The 12,227-nt window shown below is 74.4% G+C and carries 12 protein-coding genes and 1 pseudogene; 12 read left to right on the forward strand and 1 reads right to left on the reverse strand.

What is annotated here, in order from left to right:
- The first annotated feature begins 8 nt into the window (after window positions 1-8).
- From ACZ4WZ_RS30855 to ACZ4WZ_RS30890, 8 genes and pseudogenes are all read left to right on the forward strand, one after another.
- Complete coding sequence (locus tag ACZ4WZ_RS30855; RefSeq protein WP_467895850.1) at window positions 9-536, forward strand: DoxX family protein; 528 nt, start codon at window positions 9-11, stop codon at window positions 534-536.
- Window positions 537-557: 21 nt separating this feature from the next.
- Window positions 558-1,853, forward strand: a complete 1,296-nt coding sequence (locus ACZ4WZ_RS30860; RefSeq protein ID WP_467895854.1) for a cytochrome P450 family protein — start codon at window positions 558-560, stop codon at window positions 1,851-1,853.
- Between the two features lie 157 nt (window positions 1,854-2,010).
- On the forward strand, window positions 2,011-2,418 hold the full coding sequence (locus ACZ4WZ_RS30865) for a YciI family protein (RefSeq protein WP_467895857.1): 408 nt from the start codon (window positions 2,011-2,013) through the stop codon (window positions 2,416-2,418).
- 8 nt (window positions 2,419-2,426) lie between these two features.
- Window positions 2,427-3,597, forward strand: a pseudogene (locus ACZ4WZ_RS30870) (RNA polymerase sigma factor).
- Window positions 3,598-3,722: 125 nt separating this feature from the next.
- Entirely contained in the window at window positions 3,723-4,172 is a 450-nt protein-coding gene (locus ACZ4WZ_RS30875) for a hypothetical protein (RefSeq protein ID WP_467895860.1), read from the forward strand.
- A gap of 81 nt (window positions 4,173-4,253) precedes the next feature.
- On the forward strand, window positions 4,254-4,994 hold the full coding sequence (locus tag ACZ4WZ_RS30880; RefSeq protein WP_467895863.1) for a DUF6766 family protein: 741 nt from the start codon (window positions 4,254-4,256) through the stop codon (window positions 4,992-4,994).
- Between the two features lie 162 nt (window positions 4,995-5,156).
- A complete protein-coding gene (locus ACZ4WZ_RS30885) occupies window positions 5,157-6,773 on the forward strand; it encodes an alpha/beta hydrolase (protein ID WP_467895867.1) in 1,617 nt (538 codons plus the stop codon).
- Between the two features lie 61 nt (window positions 6,774-6,834).
- Window positions 6,835-7,839 (forward strand): BtrH N-terminal domain-containing protein, encoded by a 1,005-nt coding sequence (locus ACZ4WZ_RS30890; RefSeq protein WP_467895870.1) that lies wholly within the window; start codon window positions 6,835-6,837, stop codon window positions 7,837-7,839.
- Between the two features lie 50 nt (window positions 7,840-7,889).
- On the opposite strand, the gene ACZ4WZ_RS30895 is transcribed toward ACZ4WZ_RS30890, so the two are convergent.
- Window positions 7,890-8,861: an LLM class flavin-dependent oxidoreductase gene (locus tag ACZ4WZ_RS30895; RefSeq protein WP_467895873.1), complete on the reverse strand. Its 972-nt coding sequence runs from the start codon at window positions 8,859-8,861 to the stop codon at window positions 7,890-7,892.
- A gap of 151 nt (window positions 8,862-9,012) precedes the next feature.
- On the opposite strand from ACZ4WZ_RS30895, the gene ACZ4WZ_RS30900 reads away from it, so the two are divergent.
- From ACZ4WZ_RS30900 to ACZ4WZ_RS30915, 4 genes are all read left to right on the forward strand, one after another.
- Complete coding sequence (locus ACZ4WZ_RS30900) at window positions 9,013-9,402, forward strand: GntR family transcriptional regulator (RefSeq protein WP_467895876.1); 390 nt, start codon at window positions 9,013-9,015, stop codon at window positions 9,400-9,402.
- Entirely contained in the window at window positions 9,399-10,286 is an 888-nt protein-coding gene (locus ACZ4WZ_RS30905) for an ABC transporter ATP-binding protein (protein WP_467895879.1), read from the forward strand. The genes ACZ4WZ_RS30900 and ACZ4WZ_RS30905 overlap by 4 nt, the downstream gene beginning before the upstream one ends.
- Window positions 10,283-11,215, forward strand: a complete 933-nt coding sequence (locus ACZ4WZ_RS30910) for an ABC-2 transporter permease (protein WP_467895882.1) — start codon at window positions 10,283-10,285, stop codon at window positions 11,213-11,215. Before ACZ4WZ_RS30905 ends, ACZ4WZ_RS30910 begins: the two co-directional genes overlap by 4 nt.
- Window positions 11,216-11,516: 301 nt before the next feature.
- On the forward strand, window positions 11,517-12,128 hold the full coding sequence (locus ACZ4WZ_RS30915; RefSeq protein ID WP_467895885.1) for a hypothetical protein: 612 nt from the start codon (window positions 11,517-11,519) through the stop codon (window positions 12,126-12,128).
- Window positions 12,129-12,227: the final 99 nt, after the last annotated feature.

Here is a 12,227-nt window from a genome sequence, read left to right on the forward strand (position 1 = left end):
GCACCACGATGGCCGCGATCCTCGCCCCCGCGACCCGTTCCCCCGCCACCACCACGCCCTACGACGTCGGCCTGCCCGTGCTGCGCGCGGTCCTCGGCGTGATCATGACCGTCCACGGCACCCAGAAGCTGTTCGGGTGGTTCGACGGCCCCGGCCTCCGGGGCACCGGGGTGTTCTTCGACCGGGCCGGCTATCCGGCGGGCGAGACCATGGCGGCGGTCGCCGGCCTCACCGAGACCCTCGGCGGCCTCGGCCTGATCCTCGGCCTGCTCACCCCGCTGGCCGCCGCCGCCGTCGTCGGCGTGATGCTCAACGCCATCACGGTCAAGTGGGCCGGCTCCGTCTTCGGCCAGAAGGGCGTCGAGTTCGAGTCCCTGATCGTCGCCGCGGCCGTCACCCTGGCCCTGACCGGCCCCGGGCGCTTCGCCCTGGACCGGGCGGTGCCGTTCCTCCGCCGCCACCGGCCGGGCCACGGCCTCGCCGCGCTCGCCCTGGCGGCCGTACTCGCCGCCGTGGCGCTGCTGCTCCGTGACTGAACCGCCGGGCATCATGACCGGGTGACAACGGACCCCGGTGACGACTCCGGCGACGACTCCCGCGGCACCACGGGCGAGCGGCCGGTCGTGCTGCCCTACGCCGACCCGGCCTTCGTCGCCGACCCCTTCCCGCTCTACCGGCACCTGCGCGAGGAGGCCCCCGTCCACCGCGCGGTCATCGCGGGCGGCCTGGAGGCCTGGCTCGTCACCCGCTACGAGGACGCGCTGGAGGCCCTGTCCGACCCCCGCCTCAGCAGCGACGTGCGCGACGCCACGGACGCCCGGCTGCTGCGGCAGCTGCCCGGCACGGAACGCGAGGCGATGCTCGGCAACATGCTCCGCAGCGACCCGCCCGACCACACCCGGCTGCGCCGCCTGGTGTCCAAGGCGTTCACGGCCCACCGCGTGGCCGGGATGCGGCCCCGGATCCAGGCCGTCACCGACCGCCTGCTGGACGCCGTCGCCCCCGCCGGCCACGCCGACCTCGTCGCGGACCTCGCGCTGCCGCTCCCGGTCACGGTGATCAGTGAACTGCTCGGGGTGCCGGCGGACGACCGCCACCACTTCCAGCGCTTGACGGACCGCCTGATCACGCGGGGCGCGGAGCCGCCGGACCCCGCCGTGGTCAACGAGGCGTGGCAGCACCTGCACGCCTACGTCACCGGGCTCCTCCGGGACAAGCGGGCCCACCCCGGTGACGACCTGCTCAGCGGCCTCGTCACCGCCCGGGACGAGGAACGGCGGCTGACCGAGGACGAGCTGATCGCCATGGTCTTCCTGCTGCTGGCCGCCGGCTACATCACCACCGTCAACCTCATCGGCGGCGGCCTCGCCATGCTGCTCACCCACCCCGCCCAGCTGGCCCGGCTGCACTCCGATCCGGGGCTGCTGCCGGGGGCGGTCGAGGGGTTCCTCCGCTACGACGGCCCGGTCAGCCCCGGCATCGCCCGGTTCGCGCGCGAGGACGTCGAGATCGCCGGGGCGAGGATCCCGCGCGGCTCGACCGTACTGATCGCCTCCGCCATCGCCGACCGCGACCCGGCACGCTTCCGCGACCCCGACCGCCTGGACATCACCCGCCGGGACAACCCCCACCTGGCCTTCGGGCACGGCATCCACTACTGCCTGGGCGCACCACTGGCCCGGCTGGAAGGCGAGATCGCCATCGGCACCGCCCTGCGCAGGCTCCCCGGGCTCGCGCTCGCCGTACCGCCGGACGCCATCCCCTGGCGCCCCGGCGGCCTGCGCGGCCCCCTGAGCCTGCCGGTGACCTTCACCCCCGGCGGCCGGCGGCCCCGGCCTTCCCGCACCCCGTGAAGCCGCGGCACCGGACGGCGTGCCCGCGCGGAGCCGCGGACGTGCGGGACGCCCGCCGGAAAGAATTCCGGGCGGCGATGTCGAGAAGCCGCGGACGGCTCCGTCCCCCGTACGAAAGCGGCCGCACCGGGCCGTACCAGCACCGAGGAGGGTCACCATGGCCAAGTACCTGCTGCTCAAGCACTACCGCGGCGCCCCGGCGGCGGTCAACGACGTCCCCATGGACCAGTGGACGCCGGAGGAGATCTCGGCCCACATCCAGTACATGAACGACTTCGCCGCCCGGCTCGAGAAGAGCGGCGAGTTCGTCGACGGCCAGGCGCTCGCCCCTGAGGGAACGTTCGTCCGCTACGACGGGGAGGGACGGCCGCCGGTCACCGACGGCCCGTTCGCCGAGACCAAGGACCTCATCGCCGGATGGATGGTGATCGACGTCGACAGCTACGAGCGCGCCGTCGAGCTGGCCGGCGAGCTGTCGGCCGCCCCCGGGGCGGGCGGCAGGCCGATCCACGAATGGCTCGAACTGCGCCCGTTCCTGACCACCCCGCCCACCATCACGGAGTGACCTCCCGGATGGACGAGGCCCTGATCCGGAGCCTCACCCCGAGCGTGCTCGCCGCCCTCGTCCGCCGCGGATCCGACTTCGCGGCGGCCGAGGACGCCGGGCAGGACGCGCTCGTCGAGGCGGTCCGCGCCTGGCCGGCGGACCCGCCGCGCGATCCCAAGGGCTGGCTGGTCACCGTGGCCTGGCGCCGGTTCCTCGACGCGACCCGCGCCGACACCGCCCGCCGCCGGCGGGAGGAACTCGTCGAGCGGGAACCCGTCCCCGGCCCGGCCCCCGCCGCGGACGACACGCTCCGGCTCTACTTCCTGTGCACCCACCCCTCGCTGACGCCGTCGTCCGCGGTCGCGCTCACGCTGCGCGCCGTCGGCGGGCTCACCACCCGCCAGATCGCCCAGGCCTACCTGGTGCCCGAGGCGACCATGGCTGGGGGCACCTCCCAGCGGTAGCTGGGGGAGCATCAGCCGCGCCAAACGCACCGTCTCCGCCGTGCGGTTCGACCGTCCCGGCGATGTCGCCACCGTGCTGCGCGTCCTCCACCTGGTCTTCAACGAGGGCTACTCCGGTGACGTCGACCTCGCCGCCGAGGCCATCCGGCTCATCCGGCAGCTCGCGGCGGCCTGCGACCACCCGGAGGTCGCCGGCCTGCTCGCCCTCATGCTGCTCCACCACGCGCGGCGTGCCGCCCGGACCGCGCCCGACGGCAGCCTGGTGCCGCTCGCCGAGCAGGACCGGAGCCGGTGGGACACCGGGGCGATCGCCGAGGGCGTCGAGATCCTGCGGGCGGCTCTGGCCCGCGACCGGCTCGGCGAGTTCCAGGCCCAGGCGGCCATCGCCGCCCTCCACGCGGACGCGCCCACCGCGGGAGAGACCGACTGGACGCAGATCGTCGAGTGGTACGACGAGCTCGCCCGCCTGACCGACAGCCCGGTCGTCCGGCTCAACCGCGCCGTGGCCGTCGGCGAGGCCGACGGACCGCGCGCGGGCCTCGCGGCGCTCGCGGAACTGGACGACACCCTGCCCCGCCACACGGCGGTGGCGGCGTACCTCCACGAGCGCGACGGTGACCTCGCGACGGCGGCCCGCCTGTACGCCGAAGCGGCCCGCAAGGCCCCCAACCCCGCCGAGCGCGACCACCTGACGCGCCGGGCCGCCCGGCTCAACGCCCGCGGACGCCGCTGACCGCCGCCCGGGCTACCACGCACGGGTGCATTCCCGCCCCGGCGCGGGACAGAAGGGCCCCACGGGGAACCTTCCACGGACGGCGGCCCCCTGGGTGCCCGCCGCACGGCGTCAGGAGGAACGGCTTGGAGAGCACCACCCCAGCGCGGGCCCGGCACCGGCGCGGCCGTCCGCGTCCCCTGGCGGCGGTCCTCGCCTGCTCCGCCGCGGCCACCCTGCTGGCCGGGTGCGGGGCGCCCGGGCCCCGGCGGGACGCGGCACGGGACGCGGCGGCCGCCTTCGAACGCGCCCTGGCCGGCTCCGACTACGCGGCGGCGTGCGAACTGCTCGCCCCCGTCACCCGCGAAGAGCTCGAGCGGGAGGAGAAGCGGCCGTGCGCTCAGGCGCTGCCCGGAGCGGACGTTCCGCGCGGCGGGACCGTACGGGACACCGAGGTGTACGGCAGACAGGCACTGCTGCGGCTGGCCGCCGACACACTGTTCCTCTCGCAGTTCCACGGCGGCTGGAAGGTGGTGGCAGCGGGCTGTACGCCGCGCCCGGACCGTCCGTACCAGTGCACGCTCAAGGGAGAGTGAGATGAGAGGTCTCTTCATCACCTGTCTCGCGGTCATCCTGGGCGGCCTCGGCTACTTCCTCGCCCTCGGGGTGATGCACAGGTGAACGCGCCTGCGGACAACGACAAGGACAACGGCGGCGGAAGCGGAAGCGGAGGGAAGGGCGGGCGCCGGGGCTTCTGGCAGGACAACAGCCTGACCCTCGCCTTCGGAGCGGGGTTCCTGCTCGTACTGGCCGGCCAAGCCATCGCCGGACACGTCGAGTTCAACGAGGCGCTCGCGGTCGACGGGCTGGAGCCCCTCGGGTTCGGGGACTACCTGATGTCCTCGGATTTCGCCGTGGACGTCACGGAGAACTGGCAGTCGGAGTTCCTCCAGTTCTTCCTCTACATTTTCGGCACCGTCTGGCTCCTCCAGCGCGGTTCCCCGGAGTCCAAGGAACTGCACAAGGCCGGGACCGAGAGCGACCGCGACCAGCGCATGGGCGTTCACGCCCGGGCGGATTCGCCGCGCTGGGCGGGCACCGGGGGCTGGCGGCAGTCCCTCTACTCGCGCTCGCTCGGCCTGGTGATGGCGATGCTCTTCCTGCTGTCCTGGCTCGTCCAGGCCACCAGCGGCGCCGCGGCCTACGGCGAACAGCAGGTGCGGCAGCTCCAGGAGCCGCTGAGCTGGGGCGCGTACCTCGCCTCCGCGGACTTCTGGAACCGGTCGCTGCAGAACTGGCAGTCCGAACTGCTGGCGGTCGCCGCGATGGCCATCCTCTCGGTCTACCTGCGCCAGCGCGGCTCCCCGGAGTCCAAGCCGGTCGGTGCCCCGCACAAGGCCACGGGCGTCGAAGGCTGACGCGGCCGTCCGTCCCGGCCGGAAACATGACTTTCCGCCGTCTGTCCCGCCGGGTCACGTGGTGCGAACCTGACCCTCGCCGCCCGGCCGGGCGAGGGCGCCCACGAGCCCCCGATCGTGTGCGCGGCCCTTCGCCGACCCGTCACAGAGGGAGTCCGCCGCATGCAGAACCGTCCGGCCGAGGAACCGCGCAAGCGAGCGGGGTGGCGGTGGGGGATATCCCTCGCGCTGATCGCGGTCACCGCCCTGCTCGGGGCCGCGCCCGGGGCCGCCACGGCGGCACCACCCGCCGGCCCGCCCGTCCCCACCCTGACCTGGGGCCCCTGCGCCGATCGCCCGGGGGACGGCTTCGAGTGCGCGACGGCCCGCGTACCGCTGGACTACCGCGACCCGGCCGGGCGTACGATCCCCCTCGCGGTCACCCGCAAGCCGGCGGCCGACCGGGCCCACCGCACCGGCGTCCTGCTGCTGCACCCCGGCGGACCCGGCAACTCCGGTGTGGACTTCGCCCGTAACAGCTACGACAACCTACCCGCCTCCCTCCGCGACGCCTTCGACGTCGTCGGCTACGACATGCGCGGCGTGGGCCGCAGCGGGCAGGTGGAGTGCTGGAACGACAAGGAGTACTCCGCCGCCGTGGACGCCGCACGCGGCGTACCCGGCCCCGGAGCCGTGCGCGGCGCGATCCGGCAGGGCCTCGACTTCGCCACCGCCTGCCGGGAGCGGGCCGCGGACCTCGTGCCGTACGTCGGCACCGGCTCGAACGCCAAGGACATCGACCTGCTCCGCAAGGCCCTCGGCGAGCGGACGCTCACCTTCTACGGCCGCTCCTTCGGCAGCTACGTCGGCACCGTCTACGCGGCGCAGTTCCCCCGGCGCGTCCGCGCCATGGTCCTCGACGGCGCCTACGACCCCCGGAGCTACGCCGACGTCCCCTACGCCTACGACGCCGCGCAGTTCGCCGCCCTGGACGCGGCGGTCGGCCGGTTCCTGGACTGGTGCGCGCGGAACGCCGCCGCGTGCGGATTCGGCGACGGCCGCCCCCGCGAGGCCTTCGAGGAGCTCAAGCGGGCACTGGACGCCGACCCCGTCGTCACCGCGAGCGGACGACCCGCCACCGGCTACACCCTCGCCTACCGCCTGATGTTCAACATCAACGCGGGCAAGGAGATCTGGCCCCACCTGGGACAGGCCCTCCGGGCGGCACAGACGCGCCAGGCCTCCTTCCTGCTGAACCCGCCCTCACCCGGCTCCTTCGACTTCCTCAACGTCAACCTGGCCGTCGAGTGCGCCGACCGCGTCTACCCCGGCAGCCCCCTCCTGCTGGGCGCGCTGGTCAGCGCCGAAGCGGCCGCCGCCCCGCTGCTGGGACCCCCGATCGGCTTCGGCCCGCCCACCTACGACCACAACCACGCGACCGCCTGCGCCCAGTGGCAGGCGGAGCGCCCCAGCCGCTTCGAGGGCTCCTACCGCGCGGCCGGTTCCGCGCCGATCCTGGTCCTCGGCACGACGGGGGACCCGGACACCCCGTACCAGGACGCCGTGACCCTCACCCGGACGCTCGAGAACGGCCGCCTGCTCACCTTCGCCGCCGAAGGTCACACCGCGTACAACCGCAGCGCGTGCGTCAGTGCCCTGGCCACGCGGTACCTCGCCACCCTCGAGCTGCCCGCCCGGGGCACCGTCTGCGCGGACGAGACGCCCCCCGAGGCACCCGGCCGCCGCACCGCGGGCATCGAGGCCGACGAGACGCGCGACGTGATCCCCGCCCTGCGCTGACACCTCGCACCGGGGTCGCGGCCGGTCACCGGCCGCGGTCCCGCGCGGTTAGGCTCACCCCATGACTGTGCTCGTATACGAAGACTTCGGCACCGGCCGCCATCGCGAGGCCTCGCTGATCCGGCATGCCCTGGGCAGCGTCCACGACGAGGAGCTCGTGGCCGGCCTCGCCGGGGGCGTGGGCTTCATGTACTTCGTCTTCGAGTACGAGGGACGCCTGCCGATCCTCACGATCGTGGCCCAGGCCCACCCCGAGCCCTGGGTGCAGGTCGCGCTCGGCCGCCTCGGGGTCCCGTACGAGGCCACCCGCGCCATGAACCCCCGCTGGGGCCGGGTCCGCGCGGCGCTGGACGCGGGGCAGCCCGCCTTCTGCGTGGTCGACCGCTCCTCCCTGCCCTGGCACGCGGCCGACCCGGACGCCGAGATGACGGGAACCGACCCGTACACCGTCGTCATCGCCGGCTACGACGGCGACGACCTGCTGATCGAGGACGGCGCCGAGACCCCCTACCGGATCGACCGCGAGGAGTTCGGCGCCGCCTGGACCGCGCACCGCAAGGGGCGCCACCAGCTGATCGTGCCCACCGGGCCCGCCGAGGGCGAGCCGGACGTGGAGGGGGCGATCGCCTCCACCGTCACGCACCTCACCGGGCCGGTGCTGGGCAACGCCTTCGACGTGAACTTCGGCTTCAGCGGCATGGAGAAGCTCGCCGCCCAGCTGCGCGACCGCACCACGGCCAAGGGCTGGGAGCGGCGGTTCGGCAGCTCGCCCGAGGCCCTGCGCGCCGGCACCGGGCGGCTGTACGCGTGCCTGGAGGAGGAGTGGACCGCTCCGGGCGCGACCCGGCCGCTGTACGCCGACTTCCTCGACCTCGTCGGACGCCCGGAGGCCGCCGGGCTCTTCCGGGAGTCCGCCGGCCACTGGTCGCAGCTGGCCATGCTGGCCCGCGACGCCGACCCGGAGGCCGGTGCGCAGGAGCGGCGGGAGCTCTTCGACGCCTGCGCGGAGCGCGTGGACCGCTGCGTGGACCTGGAGCGCCGGGCGGTTCGGGCGCTGGAGAAGTAACGGGCGGGCGGGCCGGCCGGGAACCGGCGTATCGGCCTGCCCGGCCTCGGTCACCCCACGTGCTTCCTGATCAGCTCGTACGAGCGGACGCGGTCGCGGAAGTCGTAGACGGGCGTGGTCAGCATCAGCTCGTCCGCGCCGGTCTCATCGGCCAGCTGCGCGAGGCGCCGGACGACGGTGTCGGGGCTGCCGACGGCCTGCTGCGCGCGGAAGCCGGCCAGGGCCTGCCGCTCCTCCTCCGTGAAGGGGTGGGCGGCGGCCTCCGCCGGGGTGGGGAAGGGCATGTCGCTGACTCCCTTGAGCAGCCCGGCCTTGACGACGTTCATCGGTCCGCCCCGCCACAGGGCCTCCTCCTCCGTCTCGGCGCACACCGTCTCCACGCACAGCAGCACCCGGGGCCGGGCGCACCAGCGCGAAGGGGTGAACGCCGTCCGGTAGTGGTCCAGGACCGCGCGGGTGTTCTCCGGCCGGATGTGGTGGGCGACCGCCACCGGCAGCCCGAGCTCCCCGGCGAGGGCCGCCCCCGCGGTGCTGGAGGCGAGCAGCCACGGTTCGGGCAGCGGCCCGAGGGCGACCTCGTCGGTCAGCAGGGACAGGATCGAGGCCACGTCCTCGCGGTACTCCGCGTCCGTCGTCGGCCCGGCTCCCCGGCGCAGGGCCCGTGCGATCCCTTCGTCGAAGGTGCCGGGGCCCCGGCCGATGCCCAGGTCGATGCGGTCCTCGTGCAGCGCGGCCAGCGTCCCGAACTGCTCCGCGACCGTGATGGGCGCGTGGTTGGGGGCCAGTACGCCTCCCGAACCGAGACGGACGGCCGAGGTGGAGGCCGCGGCGTGGGCGGTCAGCACGACCGGCGGGAACGCGCCGATCGCGGGGGAGTGGTGGTGCTCGGCGTACCAGATCCGGTGGTAGCCGAGCCGTTCCAGCTCCTGCGCGAAGGCCGCGGTGTCCCGGAGGGTGTCCACCGCCCGGGTGCCGGTCTGGACCATCGCGACTTCGAGCGCCGAGAGAGGTATGTCGATCATGTCCGCCAGCATAGGGACCGGCCGTCCCGGCGGGCGGTGCCGTGAATCCTTTCGCGCCACGCGTCAGCGGCCCCCAGGAACTGACCGGTTGACAGGAACGCACCCTTGCATCACCCTTTCACTAGTCAACTAGTGAAAGGGTGATGTCGTCGTGCTGGAGTACCGCATCGACCGCCGCAGCGGCATCGCCACGTACCTGCAGATCGTCCAGCAGACCAAACAGGCCCTGCGCCTCGGCCTGTTGGAGCCCGGCGACAAACTGCCGGCCGCGCGCGAGGTCGTGGAGGCCACCGCCATCAACCCCAACACCGTCCTCAAGGCCTACCGCGAACTGGAACGCGAAGGGCTCGTCGAGGCGAAGCGGGGGATGGGCACCTTCATCCGGAAGTCCCTGGGCAGCGCCCCGGCCGGATCCCCGCTCCACGACGAACTCGACGGCTGGGCGCGGCGGGCACGGGCCGCCGGGATGGAACGGGACGACGTGGCCGCGCTCTTCGCATCAGTGATGGACCGACACTTCAAGGGGGACGGCGAGGCATGACGGACACCGTGATCGAGGCGGAAGGTCTCGGCCTGCGCTACGGACGCAAGGGACCATGGGCCCTGCGCGACTGCTCCTTCCGGCTGCCCGAGGGCCGGATATGCGCCCTCGTGGGCCCCAACGGCGCCGGCAAATCAAGCCTGTTGTCCCTCGCGGCCGGGCTGACGCTGCCCACCGAGGGCACCCTGCGCACGGCGCCGCGCGAGGAACTGGCCTACGTGGGCCAGGACAAGCCCCTCTACCCGCAGCTCACCGTCGGCGAGACCCTGCGCCTCGGCCGTGAACTCAACCCCGGCCGCTGGGACGCGAAGGCGGCCGAGCGGATCGTGGAGGCCGGCGGGCTGGCCCCGCACTCCCGGATCCGGACGCTCTCCGGCGGCCAGCGCACCCGCGTCGCCCTGGCCCTCGCCCTCGGCAAGCGCCCCGCCCTGCTCCTCCTGGACGAGCCGATGGCCGATCTCGACCCCCTCGCCCGGCACCAGCTCATGGGCACGCTGATGGCCGACGCCGCCGACAACGGCACCTCCGTGGTGATGTCCTCGCACATCCTCACCGAGCTGGAGGGCGCCTGCGACCACCTCCTCCTCGCCGACGGCGGCCGGATCCGCCTCTCCGGCCCCCTCGACGAGGTCGCCGCCGCCCACCGGCTGCTCACCGGCCCCGCCGCGGCCGCCGCCGAACTGGCCCGCCACACCGTCGTCGAGACCCGCACCACGGGCCGCCAGCTCACCGCACTCGTGCGGCCGCAGGGGCCCGTCGACAGCCGGACCTGGCAGATGACGACCCCCTCCCTGGAGGAGCTCCTGCTCGCCCACCTGCGCTCCCCCGACGCCCCGCCGTTCACCACCGGCGACTCCCTGACCACCGAAGGGGTGCCGGCATGAGCGCGCCGACGCTGAGGGGCCCGTACTGGGCCACGGTCCGCCAGCACCGGCGCGCGCTGTGGGCGGTGCCCGCCCTCGTGGTCGCCGGCCTCGCCCTGGTGGTCGCCCTGCGCTCCTGGGCCACCGACCCCTACTCCGGGGGAGCGTTCCTCCCCCACCCGAACCGCGCCTACGGGCTGCTGCGCCTCTTCATGGAGCAGGCGGGTACGGGCCTGCTGCTCCTGCCGCTGCTCGTCGGCGCCTTCGTGGCCGGTCCGATGACCGCGCGCGAGCTGGAGAGCGGCACCTGGCGGCTCGCCCTCACCCAGTCGGCCACCCCCAGGGCCTGGCTCGGCGCGAAGGTCCTCGTCGCCGCGCTGGTGTCGGCCGCCGGATCGGCCGCGCTGGTGGCCGTGTACCGCCTGGGCTGGTCCCGGGTCTCCGGCACCTACCAGCTCAGCTGGGCCGACCGCGGCCCGTACGAGGCCACCGGCCCGGCGCTGGTCGCCTACTGCCTGCTCGGCGTGGCCCTCGGAGCCCTGATCGGGCAGCTCGTGCGGCGTACCGTCGCGGCCATGGCGGTCACCGGCCTGCTCACCGGCGTGGTCCTGCTGGGTCTCGGCTCCCTGCGGTGGTCGCTGCTGCCCACGGTCACCAACACCGTGCCGTTTCCCGGGAGTCCGGTGAAGCTGATGCCGCCGGACTCCCTCCTGACGGAGTCGGGGCTGCTCACCGCGTCCGGGGAGCGCCTGCCCCTGAACGCCTGCTTCGAGCGGACCCGGTCGACGGGCGACTGCCCCGCGGACATGAACGTCACCGCCCGGTACGCGGAGTTCCATCCGGTCTCGCACTACTGGCCGACGCTGCTGATCGAAACCGCCCTCGTGCTCGTCCTGACCGCCGCCGCCCTCTACGCGGCCTTCAGGCTGCTGCGCGCCCGGCACGGCTGAGCCCCCGCCGGGGAGCAGCGGATCCCGGCCGCGGGGAGCCGCCCCACCCGAGGGGTAATCGGCGTGCGGATTTCCGCCGGGAATGCCACAGTCACCGTCGTGACCCTGATGAACGCGCTCGTCGGCTTCGCCTCGACCGGCCGGGCCGGCCCGCTCCACTGCGGGATGCCGCCGGCCGGGGCCGAGGAGCTCCGGGTGACCGCTGCCGCACGAGGCATTCCGGGTGAGGGGGCACCGCCGATGGGAGCATCGGGCCGCGTCGGTCCGGGTCGGCCTCCGGCGCCGTCGGCACAGTGGGACGGTGAACAGATCCCTGATGCTGCGCCCGGCCGGGTTGCTCGGTCCCGCCGCGGTCGCCCTGTCCCTCGTCGTGCTGGCCGCGGGTCCGGCCGCCGCGGCCCCCTCCCTCGCGCAGCGCGCGGGGTCCGAGGTCCACTGGTCCGCGCTGCCCGCGACCGCCAACGAGGTCGTCGTCGTGGACAACGCCGGTGAGATCTCGATCTTCGACGCCGCCGGGATCGTTCCCGGGTCCGGCTGCCGGAGCGTCGCGAGCACCCAGGTCAACTGCGGGCCCTTCGCCACCACGACGAGGCTCAGGATGTCGGCGGGCGACGGGAACGACTCCGTCACCCTCGGGTTCTTCCTTCCGCTGCCGGTCCCGGCGGTCATCGACGGCGGGTCCGGGCAGGACCGGGTCCGTGGCGGTACCCGCGGTGACCAGCTGTCCGACCCCGACGGCTGGCCCGCCCCGCAGACGGAGAACACCTTCGTAGGAGGCGGCGGCAACGACAGGATCCTCAGCCGGAACGGCGGCTACGACCGGATCGACTGCGGGGACGGCCTCGACACGGTGATCGCGGACCCGGCCGCCCGCGACGTCGTCCAGAACTGCGAGTACGTGATCCGCTGGTAGGTGTGCCGGGGGGGGGGGGGGGGGGGGGGGGGGGGGGGGGGGGGGGGGGGGGGGGGGGGGGGGGGGGGGGGGGGGGGGGGGGGGGGGGGGGGGGGGGGG

This window comes from Streptomyces sp. NPDC029122 (genome assembly GCF_055569445.1).

Bases quoted from the DNA above. Each gene is read 5' to 3' on its own strand.
- ACZ4WZ_RS30855 (WP_467895850.1), top strand. From the start codon at position 9: ATGGCCGCGATCCTCGCCCCCGCGACCCGTTCCCCCGCCACCACCACG.
- ACZ4WZ_RS30865 (WP_467895857.1), top strand. From the start codon at position 2,011: ATGGCCAAGTACCTGCTGCTCAAGCACTACCGCGGCGCCCCGGCGGCG.
- ACZ4WZ_RS30905 (WP_467895879.1), top strand. From the start codon at position 9,399: ATGACGGACACCGTGATCGAGGCGGAAGGTCTCGGCCTGCGCTACGGA.
- ACZ4WZ_RS30885 (WP_467895867.1), top strand. From the start codon at position 5,157: ATGCAGAACCGTCCGGCCGAGGAACCGCGCAAGCGAGCGGGGTGGCGG.
- ACZ4WZ_RS30890 (WP_467895870.1), top strand. From the start codon at position 6,835: ATGACTGTGCTCGTATACGAAGACTTCGGCACCGGCCGCCATCGCGAG.
- ACZ4WZ_RS30910 (WP_467895882.1), top strand. From the start codon at position 10,283: ATGAGCGCGCCGACGCTGAGGGGCCCGTACTGGGCCACGGTCCGCCAG.
- ACZ4WZ_RS30895 (WP_467895873.1), bottom strand. From the start codon at position 8,861: ATGATCGACATACCTCTCTCGGCGCTCGAAGTCGCGATGGTCCAGACC.